At 44.6% G+C, this 21,454-nt stretch carries 22 protein-coding genes; 9 read left to right on the top strand and 13 right to left on the bottom strand.

Annotation, left to right across the window (positions count from 1 at the left end; all coding sequences use genetic code 11):
- Nucleotides 1–108: 108 nt before the first annotated feature.
- From QP794_RS22485 to QP794_RS22475, 4 genes are all read right to left on the bottom strand, one after another.
- Entirely contained in the window at nt 109–297 is a 189-nt protein-coding gene (locus QP794_RS22485) for an aspartyl-phosphate phosphatase Spo0E family protein (protein ID WP_024632314.1), read from the bottom strand.
- Between the two features lie 413 nt (nt 298–710).
- Nucleotides 711–881 (bottom strand): aspartyl-phosphate phosphatase Spo0E family protein, encoded by a 171-nt coding sequence (locus QP794_RS33215; RefSeq protein WP_161634207.1) that lies wholly within the window; start codon nt 879–881, stop codon nt 711–713.
- A 128-nt stretch (nt 882–1,009) separates the two neighbouring features.
- The gene (locus QP794_RS22480) at nt 1,010–2,254 is read right to left on the bottom strand and encodes an XRE family transcriptional regulator (RefSeq protein ID WP_285078978.1); all 1,245 of its coding nucleotides are present in this window, start codon (nt 2,252–2,254) and stop codon (nt 1,010–1,012) included.
- A 405-nt stretch (nt 2,255–2,659) separates the two neighbouring features.
- Nucleotides 2,660–4,051 (bottom strand): transcriptional regulator, encoded by a 1,392-nt coding sequence (locus QP794_RS22475; RefSeq protein ID WP_285078977.1) that lies wholly within the window; start codon nt 4,049–4,051, stop codon nt 2,660–2,662.
- 269 nt (nt 4,052–4,320) lie between these two features.
- Between QP794_RS22475 and QP794_RS22470 the strand changes: the two genes are divergently transcribed.
- Nucleotides 4,321–5,451: an LLM class flavin-dependent oxidoreductase gene (locus tag QP794_RS22470; protein WP_285078976.1), complete on the top strand. Its 1,131-nt coding sequence runs from the start codon at nt 4,321–4,323 to the stop codon at nt 5,449–5,451.
- Between the two features lie 98 nt (nt 5,452–5,549).
- Here QP794_RS22470 and QP794_RS22465 read toward each other — a convergent pair whose 3' ends face one another.
- Complete coding sequence (locus QP794_RS22465) at nt 5,550–6,125, bottom strand: TetR/AcrR family transcriptional regulator (protein ID WP_024632319.1); 576 nt, start codon at nt 6,123–6,125, stop codon at nt 5,550–5,552.
- A 262-nt stretch (nt 6,126–6,387) separates the two neighbouring features.
- Between QP794_RS22465 and QP794_RS22460 the strand changes: the two genes are divergently transcribed.
- Complete coding sequence (locus QP794_RS22460; protein ID WP_285078975.1) at nt 6,388–7,593, top strand: MFS transporter; 1,206 nt, start codon at nt 6,388–6,390, stop codon at nt 7,591–7,593.
- 62 nt (nt 7,594–7,655) lie between these two features.
- Here the strand turns inward: QP794_RS22460 and QP794_RS22455 are convergent, their stop codons facing one another.
- A complete protein-coding gene (locus QP794_RS22455) occupies nt 7,656–8,066 on the bottom strand; it encodes a DUF2000 family protein (RefSeq protein ID WP_285078974.1) in 411 nt (136 codons plus the stop codon).
- Nucleotides 8,063–8,626, bottom strand: coding sequence for a type 2 periplasmic-binding domain-containing protein (locus QP794_RS22450; RefSeq protein ID WP_285078973.1), 564 nt, complete (start codon nt 8,624–8,626; stop codon nt 8,063–8,065). Before QP794_RS22450 ends, QP794_RS22455 begins: the two co-directional genes overlap by 4 nt.
- A 204-nt stretch (nt 8,627–8,830) precedes the next feature.
- Here QP794_RS22450 and QP794_RS22445 point away from each other — a divergent pair, with 204 nt between their 5' ends.
- Together QP794_RS22445 and QP794_RS22440 are read left to right on the top strand one after the other, a co-directional pair.
- Entirely contained in the window at nt 8,831–10,072 is a 1,242-nt protein-coding gene (locus QP794_RS22445; protein ID WP_285078972.1) for an ATP-grasp domain-containing protein, read from the top strand.
- 64 nt (nt 10,073–10,136) lie between these two features.
- The gene (locus QP794_RS22440; RefSeq protein WP_285078971.1) at nt 10,137–11,411 is read left to right on the top strand and encodes an MFS transporter; all 1,275 of its coding nucleotides are present in this window, start codon (nt 10,137–10,139) and stop codon (nt 11,409–11,411) included.
- 151 nt (nt 11,412–11,562) lie between these two features.
- Here the strand turns inward: QP794_RS22440 and QP794_RS22435 are convergent, their stop codons facing one another.
- Entirely contained in the window at nt 11,563–12,606 is a 1,044-nt protein-coding gene (locus QP794_RS22435; RefSeq protein WP_285078970.1) for an oxidoreductase, read from the bottom strand.
- A gap of 210 nt (nt 12,607–12,816) precedes the next feature.
- Here QP794_RS22435 and QP794_RS22430 point away from each other — a divergent pair, with 210 nt between their 5' ends.
- A complete protein-coding gene (locus QP794_RS22430; protein ID WP_285078969.1) occupies nt 12,817–13,680 on the top strand; it encodes a LysR family transcriptional regulator in 864 nt (287 codons plus the stop codon).
- A gap of 118 nt (nt 13,681–13,798) precedes the next feature.
- On the opposite strand, the gene QP794_RS22425 is transcribed toward QP794_RS22430, so the two are convergent.
- Nucleotides 13,799–13,960 (bottom strand): hypothetical protein, encoded by a 162-nt coding sequence (locus QP794_RS22425; RefSeq protein WP_285078968.1) that lies wholly within the window; start codon nt 13,958–13,960, stop codon nt 13,799–13,801.
- A 125-nt stretch (nt 13,961–14,085) separates the two neighbouring features.
- Between QP794_RS22425 and QP794_RS22420 the strand changes: the two genes are divergently transcribed.
- Nucleotides 14,086–14,694: an esterase/lipase family protein gene (locus QP794_RS22420; RefSeq protein ID WP_285079121.1), complete on the top strand. Its 609-nt coding sequence runs from the start codon at nt 14,086–14,088 to the stop codon at nt 14,692–14,694.
- Nucleotides 14,695–14,944: 250 nt separating this feature from the next.
- Here QP794_RS22420 and QP794_RS22415 read toward each other — a convergent pair whose 3' ends face one another.
- The 3 genes from QP794_RS22415 to QP794_RS22405 form a co-directional block, all read right to left on the bottom strand.
- A complete protein-coding gene (locus QP794_RS22415; protein WP_024632323.1) occupies nt 14,945–16,051 on the bottom strand; it encodes a Glu/Leu/Phe/Val family dehydrogenase in 1,107 nt (368 codons plus the stop codon).
- A gap of 204 nt (nt 16,052–16,255) precedes the next feature.
- Entirely contained in the window at nt 16,256–16,885 is a 630-nt protein-coding gene (gene cdaS, locus QP794_RS22410; protein ID WP_285078967.1) for a sporulation-specific diadenylate cyclase CdaS, read from the bottom strand.
- Between the two features lie 145 nt (nt 16,886–17,030).
- Entirely contained in the window at nt 17,031–18,542 is a 1,512-nt protein-coding gene (locus QP794_RS22405) for a DUF6359 domain-containing protein (protein WP_285079120.1), read from the bottom strand.
- A gap of 221 nt (nt 18,543–18,763) precedes the next feature.
- Between QP794_RS22405 and QP794_RS22400 the strand changes: the two genes are divergently transcribed.
- From QP794_RS22400 to QP794_RS22390, 3 genes are all read left to right on the top strand, one after another.
- Entirely contained in the window at nt 18,764–19,054 is a 291-nt protein-coding gene (locus QP794_RS22400) for a hypothetical protein (RefSeq protein ID WP_285078966.1), read from the top strand.
- A gap of 152 nt (nt 19,055–19,206) precedes the next feature.
- Entirely contained in the window at nt 19,207–19,362 is a 156-nt protein-coding gene (locus tag QP794_RS22395) for a hypothetical protein (protein WP_179132754.1), read from the top strand.
- 85 nt (nt 19,363–19,447) lie between these two features.
- Nucleotides 19,448–19,990, top strand: coding sequence for a GNAT family N-acetyltransferase (locus QP794_RS22390; protein WP_285078965.1), 543 nt, complete (start codon nt 19,448–19,450; stop codon nt 19,988–19,990).
- A 190-nt stretch (nt 19,991–20,180) separates the two neighbouring features.
- Here QP794_RS22390 and QP794_RS22385 read toward each other — a convergent pair whose 3' ends face one another.
- A complete protein-coding gene (locus QP794_RS22385; protein ID WP_285078964.1) occupies nt 20,181–21,251 on the bottom strand; it encodes a serine hydrolase domain-containing protein in 1,071 nt (356 codons plus the stop codon).
- Nucleotides 21,252–21,454 lie beyond the last annotated feature (203 nt).

The following is a 21,454-nucleotide window of genomic DNA, read 5'->3' as shown; positions in this document are numbered from 1 at the left end:
ATTGGTACGGAATTTCAAGATTGAAGCGCAGGTTTCGGGGAAACGCAAAAAAGCCGACTGCATCTCTGCAGTCGACTAATCATCTTTTGCATAAAAAAACCGATTGCATTAGGCAATCGGCTGTCTTTTCATAAAGTGTTTCTTATATTTGAAGCGATTATATTCATTAATAAGTTCGTCCAATACCATGGACTGTTGAAGGACTTTGTAGTCTTGCATGCCATGATGTTCCGCCAAACGACTTAACACTTGCCTGTTCTGTTCGATTTGGTCTCTGATCTGTTTTGGTTCTCTCACAGCATGCACCCCCTCTTTTTAAAACATTTTAGGATACATTGCCAAAAAATTCATATTTTATTCCTTTGCAAAATAAAATGTTTGTTTACAAATAGATACTTTCATAACACAGCATTTTGCATTAATCCGTGAAAACTGTCACAGCCACAACATGTAGGTATATATTTAAATATCCGTCTACATATCGTTTTTACATGAAATTGAACTTATATTATAGAATGAAGAAATTAAAATTTATTATAAATTTTGCTCCATCGGCTGCTATATCTTACTCGTTCTGGAGCCCGTCATACGCTGTTCCCCCTGTAATTTGCTTGATTTAATGCTATAAGCATAGCAGGGAGAACACCGCTCTAGCGTCCACAAGCAGGTGGATTATAGACAAGGAGACGAACCTTACTTCTTCAAAGTATTCAATTTATATTACCTTTCGTTTTAAGTTGAATATATTTATTAATCAGTTCATCCAGTACCATAGACTGCCTGAGGACTTTATCACTATGCATGCCATGCTTCTCCGCCAACCGACGCAAGTTTTGCCTATTCTGCTCAATCTGGTCTTTAATCTGTTGGATTTCTCTCACAGCATGCACCCCTTTTTCAAACTATTTTAGGGTACATTTATCTAAAAATTCATAATGGAATGCTTTGCAAAATTTTGTATTAGATCTTTTAGAAAAGCTGGTATTTCAAACACACTAGCTCTCATTGGTTATACACTTTTAATTTTACTCCCAAAATTTTGTGAGCTCAGGCCCTCCATTAACCTAGTGTACTGCTCGTCCTGCTGGTTCGTTACATGCCTTCTGAATTTCCCATACAAATCAATAGATTTAATAGACATTAGGTCATCGTTGCTTAAAGATGATAGTTCCAGGCTCATGAGCAAAGTTTCAATCCCAGTTGCGTATCTTTGTTGATTAAGTCTGTACTTCGCTAATTCATAATAAAAGCGAATATATCTATGATTCAACATTTGGCTATTGTACGTCCCTTTTAAATGCATATCCGTGTTGAATTGTTTAATATAAGGATCAAACCTATCCAATGCAGAATCAATATCCAGGGAGTGCTGGTTAGCAGCCTGAACTATATTCACGAATGCTGTTAAAACCTCATGAGGATTAGCGTCAAGGTAATTCAGATAAGGCTCAATAACCTCATGGTTCCCATTCATCAAATGGTATAAATACCGATTCCCCTCTGCCCATCCTTTGAAACGTTCTATTAATTCTTGCTCTTCTTCCGTTGGATTAGAGATTTCAATAATATTCACGTAAACATCTGTATACTCCAGAGCTTTTTCATATTCTTTACGCACTTCACATACACTTGCCTTCAATAGATTCGCATATGCTTTGTATGTAAATATGGGATAAAAGGCAATTCTTTTTTTATTTTTGCGCCTTCGAGATTGAAGTTCAAGTTGAAAGTCAACTTTTCGTTCCAGTTCCTCTGCCAAATCATAAACCTTATCCCAGAGATGCATTGTATTATAAACATTCGCCAAATCCTTAATAGCATCCAATTGTATTTCTTCATCTAATTTCTCAATATAAGGTTCCAATTGAACCGCTGCTGCTAAATTATCGAATTTGCTCATCGTTTTATGAAGCAAAAAAATACGGTACTGGCATAACGCCAACCGTTCCGAGTGCTGATATTTCTCACCTGCGGCTACGCATTCATATAAAATAAGCGCCGCTTCATTCATTTCTCTGGAATACAGATTCTCTGCCATTTCAAATAGTTCTGAAATATAGGAACGATCATCTGTAACCTGATAAACCACCTTTTTAAAACAGCCTAGCTTGCTAAGTTCAGCGCAACGATACAGGAACGGTTCCAAACGCCTCCAATGAGGTGCAGCTTCTACAAAACATTCCACGCTGTACATTTCGTAAAAGTACCCCTTCTCCAAACCCATTGCAGATGTGATTTGATCCAACTGATTCATAGCTAGAGGCCTGCTACCCTTAAGGATGGCACTTAAAGTCCCAACGTTGACACCCGTGATATCTGAGAATTGCTGTAGTTTATATCCTCGTTCTCTTATGTGATTCTCTATATATGTGCGTATCGTAGGTGCAAGTTTCAATTCTCCCACCCCCATCAACCAAACTAACTTAAGGATTCATCAGCTCTTATTAAATGTAATTTTAATCCTGAATTTTACAATGGTCAATCTGGGCAAAATAAAAAGCAGTATCGTCCTAAGGTAGGATCAATACCGCTTACTTAGTTTGGAAATTCAAATATGATGCAATGCAATTACAATCCTGCACCACCATGAGTGTTTGGACTATACATTATAGAATTGCTGGGAATAGGTTGAGGATACAAACTAAATAATAAAACAGCACTAAACAAAACTGCGATCAAAGCTGCTTTTTTTCTCATAATTACTGTAAACCTCCTCAATTAAAGTTTTATACTTATTTTCTAATTCTATTGAAGCTCTGACTCTATGTCTTTCAAATAGAGCTACACACTGTATAATGATGGATTCACTCTTCATACTTTTGGCTAGAGCCAAACAGTTTAACAAGTACTGAAAACCTGTTTTGTATCTTTCTCTCTGAAGTTGGTATATTGCTACCTCTTTAAGGAATTGCACATATCTTCCACTCGTAATCTGTTCCGTATAGCTTCCGATATCCCCATAAGTTTTGGCGTACATTGAAATGTACGATTCCAACCGATTGAGAACTGCATCAACATCTATATTATGATGGTTCGCTGCTTCCATTATTTTGACTAATGCAGGCAAAATCTCTGCCTCATTCTTTTCAATAAAGGCAATATAAGGCCGTATGACTTCAGAATCACCCATCATAAGTCTGTATAAGTAATGGTTTACCTGTGCCCATCCATTAAATTTATTAATGAATATGAGATCTTCTTCATTCGGTTGTTCAATTCTAATTAATTTAGAGTACGCCTCAGTATACTGGAGGGCTTCAGAGTATTCTTCCCTTCCATCACATGCGGCTGCCCTTAGCAAATTTGAATATGCGGAATATACAAAAATAGGATAGGATGCAATTCTTAGAGTTTCCGACTTTCTCTTTTTATAAGAGTTTAAGAAACTTGTTTTCTGTTCCAGCTCTCTCCCAAGATCGGACACCTTGTCCCAATATCTCAAAGCCAAGTATGTATTCGCCAGATCTTTGATCGCATCCAGCTGCCGCTCTTCATCCAGCCGATTAATATATGGCTCAAAATGAACTGCCGCCCTGAGATTTTCATGCTGATCCTGACCCAGAGATAGTGTGAAAATACGATATTGGCACAACGCGAGACGTTCCGAGTGTTGGTATTTCTCACACTCCGCGACGCATTCATATAACATGCGGGCCGCATTCTTTTGTCCTCGCTCAATCATGCCCTCGGCCATCTCGAACAATTCGGAGATATAGGATCGGTCATCCGTCACTTGCTGGATAACCCTCTGAATACATTCGAGCTTGTCCAGCTCGGCGCAGCGTTGCAGAAAAGGCTCTAGTCTTCTCCAGTGCGGTGCAGATTCCACAAAACACTCAGCGCCGTATATTTCGTAGAAATGACCCTCCTCCAGCTTCATGCCTTGGGTAATCAGATCCAGTTGAGCCATGGCGATTGGCCGCGTCCCTTTGATGATCGCACTTAACGTTCCAGCGTTCACACCCGATATATCGGCAAAGTATTGCAGGGTATAGCCCTGTTTCCTGATGTAGTCCTCAATAAAGGAGCGTATCGTAGTTGTAGGTTCCATGTCTCCCACCTCCACAATGAAAATCCATAAATTTGAATTTATATGATATGCACAATTTTAATCCTAAATTTTACAGCGGTCAATAAAAATCGTGGCAACTTCCTGCCCATATGTACAGGGGGTAAGAGGCTTTAATCCGCCTTATAGAAAAAATCCATTAGAAGAATGCATGGCAACATGGTAAAGTTAGTTTCAGCTTAAATATCCTACTATTTCCATAGGATTAGACAACTCAGGTGCTTTTCAATCCAATCCAAGGGGATGGTTAGATGAAATTTGCCTTATTTAGTCTCATGATGAATCTTCCAAATGCCGTAACCGGTGAATCACTAACGACACAACAGAAGTTCCACAATATTTTGGAACAAGCCAAACTGGCCGAACGGCTGGGATTCGATGCATATGGGATCGGTGAGCGGCATGGTGCACCTTTTCTGTCTTCCTCACCTCCCGTCGTACTGACCGCCGTAGCTGCTGCGACTTCACGTATCCGGTTGCTAACAACGGTCACTGTTCTCAGTATACTTGATCCGGTACGGGTTGCCGAGGATTATGCCACACTGGATCAATTATCGGGCGGACGGCTGGAGATGATCATCGGGAAAGGTAATGACCCTCGGCACTATCCCCTGTTTGGCATTAGTGAAGAGGAACAATGGGATTCACTCGGTGAGCGCTACGAACTGCTGAAACGGCTGTGGACTGAAGAGAATGTAACCTGGCAGGGAACGTATCGCCCTCCCCTTCAAGAGGTTACTACTCAGCCGAGACCGCTTCAGCAATCCATTCCGATCTGGCATGGCAGCGCATCGAGTACCCGTTCTACCGAGCTTGCAGCTAAGTATGGCGAACCAATATTTAGCTCGAACTCCTTCCACCCTCAGGCAAAATATAAAGCGTTACTTGACCATTACCGGGAACGTCTCGATTATTATGGTCATGATGCGAACCGAGCGGTGGTCGGCTCCGGAGCAGGTAGCCTGTATCTCGCGAATACACGTGAAGAGGCCATCCGTCGTTATACGCCTTATTATGAGGCGTTTCATGCTACGGCCGCTGCGCAGCACAACCAGTCACCCTTTAAGGACCTGGAGGATAACATTGCGCATGGGCCTGTACTGATTGGTAGTCCGGAGCAGGTCATTGAGAAGATCCTGAATTACCATGCCGCATATGGACATCAGGTGCTGAGCATTAGCGTGGATGGACTCAGCCATACGGAGCAGCTGGAGCAGGTAGAACGCTTTGCCCAGGATGTAGCGCCTGTGTTACGACGCGAAATCCCCAGTTTCATATGGAACGAACCCCCGCTCTTGAACCAGTCACTTCCCTTTTCCTCTTCCACTTCACATTCTTCCGATTCATGGCCCCCAGCCATCTCACCGATCTTCCAGGTATAGTTCTCAGTTCTTCACGTACTCCCCATTCATCAGTTTTTGCATCCAGGGTGATTCTTGCGAATCGCCCTATCCCTCCCCCAAGATGCCTTTCACTATGATTAAGACTTAATGCCTTCAAACAAGGAAATCAACGCACGCAGCACGAATTCAGTATCTAACGGTTGGCCAGTCACCAGCATGCGGTAGAACATCGCTCCATAGACGAGGTCTATGCACAGTCCGATGTCACAATCCTTTTTCAACTCTCCCCGTTCTACACCTTTTTCAAAAATTCCCCACGCTTCACGCCGACGAGGCTGAATGTATCTGGTTCGGTATTCTTCTGCAAGCCCTGGATCAGACTGTCCCTCTCCGACAATCTGTGTGATCACTTTTCCTTCCCGGCTGATCAAAAAATCAACCAGATTGCTCGCATGAATGCGCACATCCTCAAATACCGATCCTGTATCCGGTACAGGCAATCTTGCCGTTGCCGCAGACATGTACCCATCCATAATGACAGCACCTTTGTTAGGCCACCATTTATATATCGTTGCTTTGCTCACCTTAGCACGCTCAGCAATTTTTTCGATTGTAACCGCTCCGAAACCGTGCTCCAGTAATAATTCATAGGAAGCTGCAAGAATCGCATTCTGGGTTTCCACATTGCGGGGACGCCCTCTTTTGGCAGTCATCATAAGCCCTCCTTGGCATAACAAAACCATCTATGTTTCATAAAAACGATACGTTCATTATACTAAATCACCGATAAATTAAACAATTTCAAGCTCACTTTACTTCGATAATACAAAAAAAATATCTGTGCCTATTTACAATACTGAACGTCTAGTATATTATATGTTTGTGATTAGTAAACGCATCGTTTAGTAATTAACATTTTGAATATACGTATACATTAATGAAAATGAATTTAAGAACATGTGGAGGTTGATGATTATGCATATGCCAAACGAAGTGAAGGCTAACCCGGTTCCAAGCTGGTTGATTTTACTTTTGGCTGCGGCATGCGGGCTAGTTGCTGCAAACCTGTATTATGCTCAGACCGTCGTAGGACCAATCAGCGTTACAACAGGGCTTTCCTCTGCTGCTGCTGGATTGATTGTGACGTTAACACAGATCGGTTATGTCATTGGGCTGCTGTTTATCGTACCGCTTAGTGATATTGTGGAGAATAAACGGCTGGTCACTTTTTTCCTCATCATATTGGTCGTTGGGTTGATCGCCGCCGCCTTCTCTTCCCATGCCGTATTATTTCTGATTGCTTCTCTCGTTATCGGTATCAGCTCAGTCGTTGCACAAATTCTGGTCCCTTATGCCACCTACCTCACTTCGGAGGAGCAGCGCGGACGGGTCGTCGGGAATGTGATGAGTGGTCTGCTGTTGGGCATCATGCTGGCTCGACCTGTCGCAAGTTTTATTACGAGCCTGCTCGGGTGGCAAGCGGTCTTTGTCTTCTCCGCAATCATTATCGTTTTGCTGACACTGCTTCTGTCCCGTGCACTTCCTACACGTCAGCCACAACCTGCGATGAAGTACGGACAATTAATCCTGTCATTAGGTACCCTGCTCAAAACATTTCCATTGCTCCGCCGCCGAGCCCTCTATCAGGCCAGTTTGTTTGGTGCCTTCAGCCTGTTCTGGACTACAGTTCCCTTACAGCTCGCCAATGAATATGGCATGTCCCAGCAGGGGATTGCCTGGTTTGCACTGGCTGGTGTTGGGGGTGCTATCGCAGCACCGATTGCCGGAAGATGGGCGGATAAAGGGTTAACCCGCATATTAACCGGAGTCGCCATGATCATCGCGGTTGTATCTTTTGGGCTTGCCTATCTGTTCCAGGGCCACTCTACCGCTACCCTAATTCTGCTTGTGATCGTTGCCATCACGTTGGATATGGCAGTCTCGGGCAATCTGGTGCTGGGACAGCGCATCATTTATTCGTTGAGTGAAGCAAGAGGACGGGTAAATGGGATCTTCATGTCGATCTTTTTTGTAGGGGGAGCGATTGGATCATCTCTTGGCAGCTGGTCGTATGCACACGGAGGTTGGAGTCTCACCACATTGATTGGTCTGATCATGCCTCTGCTGGCACTCGGATATTATTTAACGGAAAAGAAAACTGCCGTCGTCAGCAAGGCTTAATTGGACTTCATATGTAAGCAAAGGGCAGACTGATCTCAACAATCAGCTCTGCCCTTTTTCTTTTATTTCATAACACTGAATTTCTTAGTCGCGGTTCGAACTACATCATCCGCTCCCCAGACAATAACGCCGACGACTTTGGTGGCTTCCAAGTCCATGGACGCAATCTCACCTGCATACTGTTCAAAGGCATTGTTGAGCGATTGTCCCGTCTGTGAGAAAACAACATGGTTTAGTTCTTCGTTCTCAGTTGAACAGGATTTGGTTAAGTTGATGAGTTGGTTCTCACCAGCCTTCAGGATGACCGTACTAAACCGGATACCCGCATGCTGATTACCGCTCTGATCCAGTACAGGTGCATCCGAATACAATCCGGGTTCCCTTAAGGCTGCTTGTCCCATTAATAATGCGGCAACATTCGCTGCTGCACCAATTTCGAGATTTTTCTCCAGTATGATAGCTATCCTCTTCATATGAGTGCGTTCACCCTCTGCATACTTTTTGTAAAACATACCCACGGCATGTTGATTCCCTCTCGCAATACTTTGTAGGTCACTAACCCATAATGATCGGCACAGAGCTGATTCGTGAGTGCAATGGAACCCTCCGCATTGTGCATGACCTTTCTGCAAGCTTCAGGGTTGGACGATACGGTGCTGTTCTCTCTATAGGTCGTGCTGATCTCTGTTAACAAGTATGTAGTAGCCGGATGATGGAATATAATATCAATCTGATCGGGACATACCGCATGGGAACCGCATAGCACCAGTGCCGGAATCTGCTCTACAAAACTCTCCGACACCACCAATTCGGAATCCATGATGAAGCTGTTTAGCTTTGGATAAGCCCCGGGAACCAACAAGCAGGAAATTGCCCCTGATTTCAAGTCTTCCGCTGCGGCTTCAAATTGCGGATATGGCTTGATTAGATCAGAGTTGTTGAGCTTCTTGGCGATATGCATGCTGCAAGTCAGAAATCCTTCGTCGTCTCCCAGTGTTCCCAGTATGGCATATTTGCTTTCAGTAATCTCCATTTTTTTCTATTTCCTCCCTTTTATTCAAATCCGGTAAGATCGTATACCAAAAAATATCTGTTGTCAATTAACACTTTAACGCAACAAAAATATGTTCTATTATGCATATATTTTACAAAAAACTGTATTGAAAATGGAAAATATTGAGCTATAATGTTATGAAATGTATTTTTTCAATATTACTTTTTCCTTGAGGGAGGAATTATGAAAACCATCGTATACATATCAGATTTCAGGCTTCCAATTAGCTTAAACTTTGTGAAACCTTTGAAGGAATTAGCTAATTACAAGAAAATTTTGATCATCGAGCGATACAATCTGCATAACGAGGATGTACTCAAAGACTTCTTCGACGAAATCAGATATATCGACCACCTGGAATCCGTGGACTTCATCAGGGATCATATCATTGATATTCGAAAGTCCCATTCCATTGCTGCCTTGTTAACTCCTGGCGAGAATGCCATCGAGATTGGCGGCCAAATCCGATCCGAGTTTGGCATCCCCGGCATGCAGCGCAATCAGGCCGAAGCCGTTCGCAACAAATGGATTATGAAACAAATGCTTCATCAACGCGGGATTCGGACTTCGGATATTGCAATTGCCCTGAATGAAGAGGACTACCTCCAATTCACCGATAAACACGGGTTCCCGATTATTGTAAAGCCGCTCAGCGGATATGGGAGTATTAATACGTTTAAACTTTCCAGCATGGAAGAATTGATCCATTATCTCCGGCACTCAAGACAAGAGCAGCAAAAGGACTTGCTGGAGGAATTCATCAGCGGTAAGGAATTTCACTGTGATTCCATTGTCTCCAAGGGCGAAGTTGTGTTCTCATCCGTCTCCCAGTACCTGTATAACTGTCTGGACATTGCCACGAACCAGAAGCCACCCGCCAGTATTACATTTCCGGAAGGTTCCAGTGAGGACTTCATTCAACAGATCAAAGAGGTTAACCAACAGGTGATCGCTGCACTCGGAATCAATCATTCCGTAACACATGCCGAATTGTTCCTGACTCCTCAAGGAGAAGTAGTATTTGGCGAGATCGGTGCGAGAATCGGGGGTTCACAGGTTATGCCGCCTTGTATCAAGAACACACACGGCGTTGATTTCTTCAAGGCAGTCACTGAATTGGAAGTTGGCATATATGAATTCAGCAAACAAGAGACGAGTAACAAGTATACAGGCATGATTTGTTTTCCTTCACGCTCAGGAATCATTCGGAATATTTCCGGAATAGAGGATTATGAGGATATCTCCGGGATTATTGAGTTCCATGTAGCTTACCAGGTGGGACAACGCGCCGGAGACGTGAGTGATACGATGACCCGATCAGGCTTTGCGATTGTGGAAGGTGATTCGTTTGAGGAATTGCGTCATACATTGCTGGATATGTACGATCGCTTCCACATAGAAGTTAATGTTGCCGAAACCGTATAGGCTGTCTGGGAAGAACGGATAAGCCTATAGCTGGATGGACCGTTTCTGGGGAGGTTTGGATGTATTGTCTTTATTCAAAACATACGCGGGGTTAAGCCGCGAAATATATTATCTTTGTTTGGCCCGAACGATTAACAGCACAGGGGATTTCGTATTTTCTCTCATTACCCTGGTTCTGACTTTGCAGATGGGGATGAACGTTGTCAATGCAGGCATATTTGTTTCAATGGCAGCCTTGATCAGCGGGCCAGGCGTACTCCTTGGGGGATATTTGAGTGATGTCATGGGCAAAAAAACCATTATCGTTACCGGACAATCGCTTGCCGCCATCATAATCATCTGCTGCTCGTTCTGGTCGGGCACTATTACGGTTGGATATTTGCTAATTGCAGTGATGTTCTTCATCAGCATTACCCGGCCTGCCTATAACGCGTTGATCATTCAATTGTCTCCGCAGGAAACAGGGCGAAAATCCGCCTTCTCTCTGATGTATTTGGGAGCCAATCTGGGTATAGCCATCGGGCCGTTGGTGGCCGGCTTTTTCATCAAGGATTATCTCAACACGGTCTTTATAAGTATTGGCTCCGTGTTTCTGCTATCCACCTTCATCATCATCAACCGGGTAAAGGTGAGTAAACCCAAGGATTTGGACTCAACAGGCAGCCAACATGCTGTCCAACAACAACCAAGCCAACCGCCTTCTCCATTATTCAGACTGTTGCTGAAAAATCCGCTCGTCGCCTTCTTTATCGTGGTGTCATTCCTTAATTATTTTATCTATATGCAATACTCGTTTAGCCTTCCGCTGCAAATGAATTATTCGTTCGGAGAGAACGGCGCGGCATATTACGGCTCTGTCATGACTATTAATGCCATCAGCGTCATCGTTCTGACAACCTTAATCCTGTCCGTTACACGCAAATTAACCGCGCTAAACTCCATTGCCATAGGGGCACTCTTCTATGGAATCGGATTTGGTGCGTTGAGCTTGATGGGTTACTTTCCCTATTTCACCCTTGTGGCCATCTCTACGGTGCTGTGGACCATTGGGGAGATTTTGGTGCAGACCAATATCAATCTGTATATTGCTTCGCGTGTACCGGACACGCATCAGGGGCGGTTTAACGGCCTGCTGCTGTTCGTAGGTTGCCTGGGCTATACACTCAGTCCGTATTTGACCGGGATTTTTATCAAAAGCATGGACATGGGAAGCGTATGGATCATTATTCTGGCCTTTAGCTTGTTCTATGCGCTGTGCATGATAATCCTGTGGTATATCGAAAAAAACTCAACCAGAAAAAGTGAAATTGAACCGTTGGATTTATCACAAAGTGTTTGAGCATCTGACCCAACCCTCCGTAAGTTGCTGCAACATTAAAGACCGTCAACCATGGTCCGTCAGCATCCAAAACAGACGAATTTGTATACGATTGGTTAAACTACGGGCAGAGTGATCCACAGGATCAGCTTCTGCCCTCTTCCCTTTACATTCATATCAACACAGTCAGATGTGCATTGGCATCATACTCAACCAGCTTCTGCCCCGTGCGCAATTTTTGTACCAGATCGGGATTGGCGATAAACGGTCTGCCGAACGCTGCCAAATCAATACTCCGATCATGCACAGCCTGCTCTGCTGTTATTGCCTCAAGATCCCCTACGCCAATGATGATGCCTTCCCACTGCTCCCGAATCGCCTTATGGAAATTCTGTTCCCCAGTCCAGACTGTGGTGTATCGATCTGTTGAAGGATGCAAGATCGTAATGCCTGTCTCGCGGAACAGATTCAGATAGGCGTTCAGCACGCCAGCCTTGTCTGCCCAGACATAGGAAGGGTCATCATCTTTTTTCTCGGAAAATCGTACCGATATGCGATCCACGCTGATTTCTTGTTGGACTGCAATGATGATTTCCTTCAGAAAACGCAGTCGTCCCTGGATATCGCCTCCGTATTCGTCTGTTCTGTGGTTCGTCTTCTCAATAATAAACTGGTCGATCAGATAACCATGTGCTGCATGCAGCTCAATTCCGTCGAATCCAGCCAGTACCGCATTGCGGGCAGCCGTTTGAAATTGTTGAATGGTATCCCGGATATCCTGCACCCCCATAGCTTGAGGTATCTGATACGGCTTATGCAATTTATGAACTCTTCCTTGAGCCGGAATGCTTGAAGGTGCCTGCGGCGGAGTACCGATCAGATCGGAGTGAGACAGTCTGCCCACATGCCACAGCTGAGCGATGATGGTCCCTCCTTGTTTATGGACGGCATTCGTTACTTTCTTCCATGAAGCGGTCTGTTCAGTCGTATATAATCCGGGGATACCATAGGTTCCTTTGCCTGCCAGCGAGGGATTAATGCCCTCTGTAATGATCAGCCCCACGCCATCCCGGGCACGTCGCTCGTAATACGCCACCATCTCTTCCGTCACGGTACCATCCTGATCATTAGCAAACCCTCGGGTAAGGGGTGCCATCACCAGTCTGTTTCTCAAATGCCATTCGTTTATCGTCACCGGGCTCAGTAATGTAGACATATTATTCATCACAACTCCTTCTCCATTGTCGGCATTTTGCATGATTCCATTTGCTCTGTAAAATGCGCTGTTGATAACGATATTGTAAGCCGGCATATATATATCGTAAAATGATTGAAATATATAGATGTATCTCTCAAAGAGATATCTAACATCTCATCTCATTACAACTCTTATACAGAGTGAACCATATAACAGGAGGCCAGAGCCATGGAACTCTCGGATATCGATATTATTCTCGCAGTGGCACGGTCCGGCAAAATCTCACAGGCCGCCAAAGAACTGAATTACGCACAATCCAATGTCACCACACGCATCAAAAAGCTGGAACAGGAATATCAAGTGCAGTTGTTCAACCGTTTCCCCAAAGGGGTGGTGCTGACTTCAAAAGGAGAACAGTTTGTCCAATATGCGACACGCATTCGAGACCTGTTAAACGATCTGGAGCAGGAAATGACTGATCCGGGAGAACCCTCGGGTACACTAAAAATCGGGATTGTAGAGACGGCGGCATCCAGCCGGTTTATGGAGATTCTCAATGAATACCAAGTGACATATCCCGAAGTCTCCATATCACTTGTTAATGCCACTTCACCCAAAGTGCTGCGCAAGAAAATACAGGAGTATGAGATTGATGGTGCTTTTATCAGTGGTGCTTGTGTGAAAGAGGGTTTGAAGGTGGAATATGCAATGCAGGACACAGTGCATATCATCTCTAAACGGATGGACGTACCACCCGAAAGCCTGTGTCAGGTTTCGTGGGTTGTTTTCCCAAAAGGCTGCCCATACCGTGAAATTACGGAGGAATTTTTGCAGGAAGAAGGTTTGTCTGCTCGCAATATGATTGAAGTCAGCACGATGGATAACTTGCTTAGCTGTGTGGAGTCAGGAGTTGCTTTTACTATTATGCCTTGCAGCGTTATTCACAAGAAACCGGATGAGTTCTCCGTATATGATCTTGCCGAACGATTCACACATACCACAACGACCTTTGTCCGTGGCGAAGATCGATATGTCAGCAGCGCGCTGGATCGATTTGTGAAGCTGCTTAACCAGAAGTGCATTACATTTTGAAATAAAATTTCGATTTTTCCTGTATCCTGCTCATCGCTTATGTAGGGCCGGAGAACACAAAAAGAGAGATGCGATCTTTCGCATCTCTTCTTCTGGTATTATCTATAAAGGCTTTTTCTTACTCTTCACTAAAATGAACAGCAGGGATAGGAAAAACAGAAACTCTGAAATACTGACCAACAACCTCATGCCTTCCCCTAAATCCTTTAATCCAAATAGAAATATGGATCAGCGAAATCATTCCCGTAATTACAGCGACCACTACAGCCAAAATCAGCATGCATTAATCCCCTCAAATTTATTTTAAATTTTAATACTACCAAACCATTCCTTTAAATTACAAATAATGATAGATTAAGAGAAGTCAGATATGGATATACATTCCAAAGGAGGATATTTATATTGATTAAATCTATTGTTCTACGTTGTGTCTTAACCTGTCTGTTATTTCTGAGTTCATTATCTGCTCTGTCCACCCCAGCCAATGCAGAAGCTTCAGCGGCTGCCAATGGGCGCAATCCGATTGTTCTTGTACACGGTATTGGAGGCGCAGGATTTAACTTTGCCAGCATCGAAAGAGCGCTAATAAACGAAGGCTATTCCCGAAGTGACCTGTACGCCATCGATTTTCTGGACAAGTCGGGAAACAATGTCACCAATTCACGTCAGTTATCTGCCTATATTGATGATGTCCTGCGGAAGACCGGCGCCAGCCAGGTCGATATCATTGCCCATAGCATGGGCGGAGCCAACACCCTGTATTATATCAACAACCTCGGTGGTGGTAAAAATATAGACAAAGTCGTTACGCTCGGTTCTCCCAATCGCCTTGTAGCCCGTTCCGCTCCAAACGGTATTGATTATACCTCCATCTACAGTACATCGGACTTTATTGTAAATAATACGTTATCCCCTCTGAACGGGGCGAACAATATTCGCATTTTCGGGGTGACCCATATCGGCCTGTTGACTGACCGTGGTGTTCAAAGCCATATCATGAACGCTTTAAAGTAAAACCAAAATATAAAGAAGGCGGGTATCCATACGGAAACCCGCCTTTTATTTGTACTTTCACTTTATCTGTGCTTTTCTCGGAGCATTCGGGCAGAACGGTTCAGGAGACGTTAGCATTTTTTCTAAGGAACACAGAATGTCTTATTTGGTCCCCAGACCCTCTTTTTCAAACGTAAAGAACACCAGAACGCGTTATTTCCTAGAATCCCCCTAAAAAAACGCTAAAAACAGCTTCAAATTCCGATAAAGTTTACCCGCGCAGTCTCCGGGAACTTAGCGCGTGATGACCATTTTGCAGGAACGTGCTGCGTGTATTCTTCATCAATTCAATCCGGCGTTCAGCCAGACGATCTGCGGCAATATACGTTGCGATGCCTTCGGTCCGTGACGTGTCGAAAATTTTCTCCAGATTATTGTAAATCTCCCCAACCTTGCTATACGCTCGATCCGCGTTATAGCCGTTCAACTCGTCCGCAATATTGATTACGCCGCCTGCATTTATCACGTAGTCTGGTGCGTATACAATCCCCATCTCATGCAGCTTGTCACCATGACGCGGCTCAAGCAGCTGATTGTTGGCACAGCCTGCCACAACCTTGGCCTTGAGCTGTTTCAACGTATCATCATTAATTGTCCCGCCCAAGGCACACGGAGCATAAATATCACAATCCACTCCAGTAATGTCGGCAGGGTCTACCGCCTTAGCACCGAATTGATCCACAGCCTGCTTCACGGAATCCTTACGGATATCGGTCACAATCAGATGCGCACCTTCTTCGTACAAATGTTTGCACAGACGCATCGCCACGTTGCCCACACCTTGTACAGCCACGGTTTTGCCTTCCAGCAGATCTGTGCCGAAGGCTTCCTTCGCCGCGGCCTTCATGCCCTGATATACCCCCCATGCTGTTGCCGGGGAAGGATTACCGGAGGAGCCGTAGCTTGGCGATATGCCTGTAACATAGTCAGTTTCCTGATAGATCAGATTCATATCTTCTTCAGTTGTTCCCACATCCTCTGCGGTGACATAACGTCCGTTCAGTCCCTGAATGTATCGGCCAAAGGCCCGGAACATCGCTTCATTTTTGTCACGGCGCGGATCTCCGATTATTACGGCTTTGCCTCCGCCCAGATTCAGTCCGGATACCGCATGTTTATATGTCATTCCCCGCGCAAGGCGCAAGGCATCTTCAATGGCAGCTTCCTCCGAAGCATAGGTCCACATCCGTGTGCCTCCCAGCGCAGGACCGAGTGTTGTATCGTGAATAGCAATAATTGCTTTTAATCCAGAGGCTCTATCCTGGCACAGTACCAGTTCCTCATAATCGTGATGTTCCATTGCTTCAAACCAGTTCATGTGTTAACCGTCTCCTCCAACCATTTTTGCGATCCAATTCGCCTTCTTCAGTTCGTCTTCCATCCTCTATTGTACCCATGAATATCAAGTTTGTGCAAAATCACATCTGGATGTAACAAAAAGACCTTTCTCCCTCCACAGGGAAAAAGGTTCATATAATCCAGCTCAGCATGGCATTGTTAAAAGGGGTGTATCAACATGTAATCATGACAAGGTTTCAACCACGTTAATGGGATGCAAATCCCCACTCACGGCGAATGACGCTTGCCCGGTCTCTTCCGAGACCACCAGTACAACCGCATCCGTCAGTTCACTCAATCCGAGAGCAGCCCTGTGCCTTGTGCCAATCTTCCGTTCACGCGCAATCGCCTGTGACAAAGGCAGTACATTACCCGCAGATACAATCTGATTGCCTCGAATCAGTACAGCCCCATCATGCAGAGGCGCACCCGGTATAAATAAAGACTCCAGCAATGCATGAGTAACCCGGGCATCGACTGCAACTCCTGAATGGATAATCGGTTCAAGCGGCACTTCCCGTTCAATCACAATGAGAGCACCATATCTGCGATCAGACAAATGCTGTATACTGGCAGTCAGTTCGGCAAATTTCTCCGTGAAGGGTGACAGATAACAATCCAGATAAAAGGAAGACGCAAGCACCTCGATCTGCTTGATCTCGGCCCGAATCTCCGCAAATTGGCCCAGCAAACACACACTGTCATTATCAAAGGTGGATAACGTCAGATTCATTCGCTCTGCCACACGATGAAGATCTCCTTTGAGTTTCTGTCTCATGGACGAGCTGTCGCAGTCTGCTTGCCGTTTCATCATGGTCTTCCTCCTCACCTTGGCATCTCGCTCATCATTCATAATTACCCATACGTTTCCCTCAGCTCCGGGCATTTATGCAAAATAAAGCCTGTCCGCAATGATTGCGGACAGGCCGATTATCCGTATATTTACCTTACTGCTTATCTTATTGCGCTTTACCGTACGAACCTGCCTTGAACGTTGTAGGATCATACCATTTGTATCCGGCAGCCGGTACAGCCCATGGCTCCGTTTGCGGCTCGGTGGATGAAGCTGGAGCTTCAATCGCAAGCAGACTGGTCGGTGTGTCCAAGGTCAGTCCAGACACCTGAGCCAGACTCGTATAGCTTTCTTTTACAGCAAGCCATTTCACGGTATTCACAAGGAATACACCATCGTTCACTTCTTTGAAGCCGTTATACGTTGTTTTGGCAGCGCCTGTTTCTTCACGAAGATATTTGGGAGTGGCATCTTCAACAGGTGAGGAGTCACCAATAAATGCCGCTTTACCTGCTCCTACCTTGGCAATCGCTGCGTAGGCTCCTTCAGCCCGTCCGCCCCCATTGTATACGCCCTGATCGACTGCGTTGCCCCATTTGGATACACCGCTAGGCACATATACCAGGCCTTTAGCTTTGTTTGGATCAATAATAGCAAGGGTAGAACCTGCATGCATGGCTACAGCACTCACTCCGGTTGTAATGCCGAACGACTGCGAAGGTGCAACGATATCCGTTGCATTCACGTCACCCAGTGCATTGTAGCGGAAGCGAATGCCGAAGTTGGATGCCAACCAGTCGGAGCTGGTCACGCCTTGCATGGCTGGAGATTCGGCTTCTGCCGACGACATGCCTTTGGCCGGATTCAGGAATGCACCAAGGCGATAGCCGTTGAACACTTCGGAGGAATCCCAGCGGTTTTTGTTCCGGTCTGCATTATAATGATCGGCAATGAAGAAGACGCTGCCACCATTCTGCACATACTGCAGCAGTGCTGCCTGCTCAGTAGCTTTGAACGGCACGTTCGCTTCGCCGATAACGAAGACATCATAATCTTTCAATTTATTAAAGGTGATGGCTTGCTCACCGAAGGTATACGGGATGCTGCGTTCCAGCTGATCCACGGTAAAGCCTGCGTTTCGCAAACCATTCGCAAAATCCGAAAATGCCCCATCAATAACCCAGTCCGCAGCCCCGGCTGTCTGAGCATGCGCGTTGTCGAACAACACTTTCTTCCCTGTACCATCCGGCAGCGTTGTGCCTGGATCAGGATTAGGATTCGTTGTTCCAGAGGAGAGCGCGATTGAGGTCGGATTCTTCACCCCGGCATAGCTGTTATACGCACCCAGCGTTCCGGTTACGATTACCTTCTGCCCTACAAGATTCGGGTTGGAGGCCAGTCCATATTGCGAACGGTACGACGCTGGAATTTGCACGTCGAGCAGCTTCGCGTTAGTCTTCTCTGTCGCTGAATCTGCAATCAGGAAGTTGAAATCATTGGCGTATGGAGATGTAAATTTGGCTGTAAGCGATCCGGTAGCATGTCCAACAATATATCCTTCCACCGTTGCTGTTGCTCCGCCGCTCTGGGCAGCGATGGCTTGCGATACCGTAATTGGTGCTGCTGCCGCCTGAACAGGACCTTGCGAACCAGGTTGAAGCAGTGCTGTTGCCATCATAATAAAGATCAGGAATGTTCCGATCCAATGCTGCCATACCGCTTTCTTCATACTTGCCTTCTCCTCCTCATAATTACCTGATAATGGGTTATCCACCTTTAATTTAATCGTTCATATGCTGAATTCCTCTTTCTTTTTGTAAAATCTTTGAAAAAACTTTTGGGAATCATGACCATTGCCCATACTGATTAACAAAAGTACGCCAAAGGAGATTTCGTATAATGAAGCTTCTATTCCTTCTGCTTCTGCTGATTGTTCCGCTTATTATGGCTTTTGTTGCGCTTCGATCCCGGACGGTGACCCGTATTTTTCACGTACTTGCCCTGCTCTGCTTTTATAGTGCGGCCACTGTCATTGCAGGCGATGTGTACGCTACTAATGCCCATATGACAACATTCACCACGGAAATCCATCATTTTCTGTTGAATAGATGGTTTCTTTATCCGTCCGCATACCTGGGTGTGTACATTCCATATTTGCTGTGGATGAGCCTTTTTTCGAAAAAAAATTAAGGAAATTCAAGCTTGGCATTGCATTTTGTCAACGTTCATTGCATAATGATAATATAACTGTGATAATGATTATCATTCTTGAGCTTGTCTCAACTCTTCTGCCTACTGTACATGACTTAACGATTTTATAGATAAAGGGGAACGAACATCGAATGAACACAACTCTGCAAAAAACGGATCTGCAGCTCGACGATTATTTGGATCTTCTGAACCTGGCAACCAATCTGGGTGATACCAAATGGCAAAAGGAAATTATTCGTAAGCTGGCTTACACTTATCCCGCAGTCGAATGTAAACAACCACAATAGCATTTCTACATTTACATAGCTCATAACCCCTCCTTTACACGGATCGGTTATTGGGCTATTTTTGTTTTACTAGGAGGGAATAGCGATGCAACTGGAAACCGAACGACTTATCATCCGGGATATTCTGGAGACTGACTGGGAAAGTATACATAGCTATACATCCATGACAGAGGTTACTAAGCATACGGCATGGGGACCGAATACGGAAGAAGATACGCGGGCTTATGTGGAGTTTGTACTGAATTCACAGCAAACAGAACCACGAGAGGGCTTCGAACTGGCAATATGTTTAAAAAATGAGGGCATCCTGATCGGCGGTGTTGGCCTTCACATCGAAAAGACGAACGCAGAGATCGGTTATGTCCTCAATCCCGTTTATCAGGGGAAAGGGTATGCTGCCGAAGCAGCCCGAGCCATACTTGGCTTTGGCTTCAATACACTTGGCATACACCGGATATATGCGAAATGCCGCCCGAACAACAAGGCTTCAGAGAACGTTATGCAGAAGATTGGCATGCAGCGTGAAGGTCTGATGCGGGAGCATTGGTTCTACAAAGGGAAATATCATGATTCGTGTCTATATTCGATTCTAGTAAAGGAATATGCGGACTCGAATGTTGGATGGTAATCCCCCGTGCGGCGGGCTGCTATCTCAATCGTGGGGTATCTGAGTGAATAACCTGGGTATGATGCAGGGAGGGCGTTAACGCATCCTCGCGCCCTCCTTTTTATCATGTATTAGTTGTCTTGGATGGGAGTCATTAACCATAAGAAAAACCACCTCATGATCAGGTGGCTAATACGGCTATCGTTTCCCGTTACTTTAATGACGCTTCGCTTTGCATGATCTCTTCTAATATTTTTTTACCTGTAAAGTCTATCATCGTTCCTTGAGAAGGTTCTTTTTTAGTAATCCATTTTTTTAATTGATCAACATAATTATCTATAAGAGAATTTGAGAAAAAAGAATAATTGGATAGCAATACAACTCCTACACGGAGTTCCTTGTTGAAAGCTAGATAACTATTAAAACCAGCTGAACCCCCGTTATGCCAAAGGATACCTTTATCTAGAAGTTGATCCTCACCCCAGCCAAAATAACGGTTTGAATCCCCGATCCATATAGGGAGATGACTTTTTTGTAGAGTAGCGGCTATCGGACTATCATCCTTTAGATTGGCTTGGACAAATAAACTCAAATCCCTAACCGATGACTTAATACCCCCAGCACCTTCATGTATAGCAAGATCCCAATGAGGGACTCTTTTCCCAGTTGAAGCATGTCCATTCAAAAACCTGCCATTCTGTTCTGAATTAAGCATAACAGCTGTCTCATTCATCCTTAATGGGCTTGTGATATATTTTTTCAACAAGTCGTCATACGTACTTCCTGACACCTTACATAGTATGTATCCTAGTAAACCCACACCGATATTGGAATATCCAAACGAACCCATGCTATCCGTGTAATCAGCATTCGATAAAAAAGCAGTTAAATCTTGCTCGGTATACATTGAATAAGGATTCGATCTTTTTTTAGCCAAATTGTGGTTGGTTGCCAATATCGGTAATCCAGAGGTATGAGTAGCAAGGCTTCTCAAGGTAATCTTATTCAAATAATCGTTTTCAACGTTTTGCACGAACTTACCAACCACGTCATCCGAGGAAAGCAATTTTTCCCGTTCCATTTCTAATAAAAGTATGGATGTAAAAACTTTGGTTATGGAGCCGATCTCAAACAACTTATTCTCAGGAGGGATCAACCTTTTCTTTTTATTATTATCAAATGAATAGTATTCAACATCTCCCTCCCTAACAATCCCGATAACAAGCTGTAAATGTTTCTTATCTTTTGTGTAATCTGAAACACAACTTTGTAAATCCTTCATAGTAAAATTTACTCCTTTTTTATGAATCATTCATTACTATAATGTTGAAATCACGTTAATCAACCTATTTTGGGCAACCAAACTATGTATTCGTTTCCAATTCCTGATTTTCCTGCCCCGTTAGCTTAACAAGATTACTTCATTAATGTTAACCACGCCAAAAAAAAAGCTGACCCCGAGTAACTCGGACATCAGCTTTTTTC

The sequence above is a fragment of the Paenibacillus sp. UMB7766-LJ446 genome (assembly GCF_030226665.1).
Lineage (GTDB): Bacteria > Bacillota > Bacilli > Paenibacillales > Paenibacillaceae > Paenibacillus > Paenibacillus vandeheii.
Note: the sequence above shows the minus strand (reverse complement) of the source record. Positions and strands in the feature narration are given on the sequence as shown.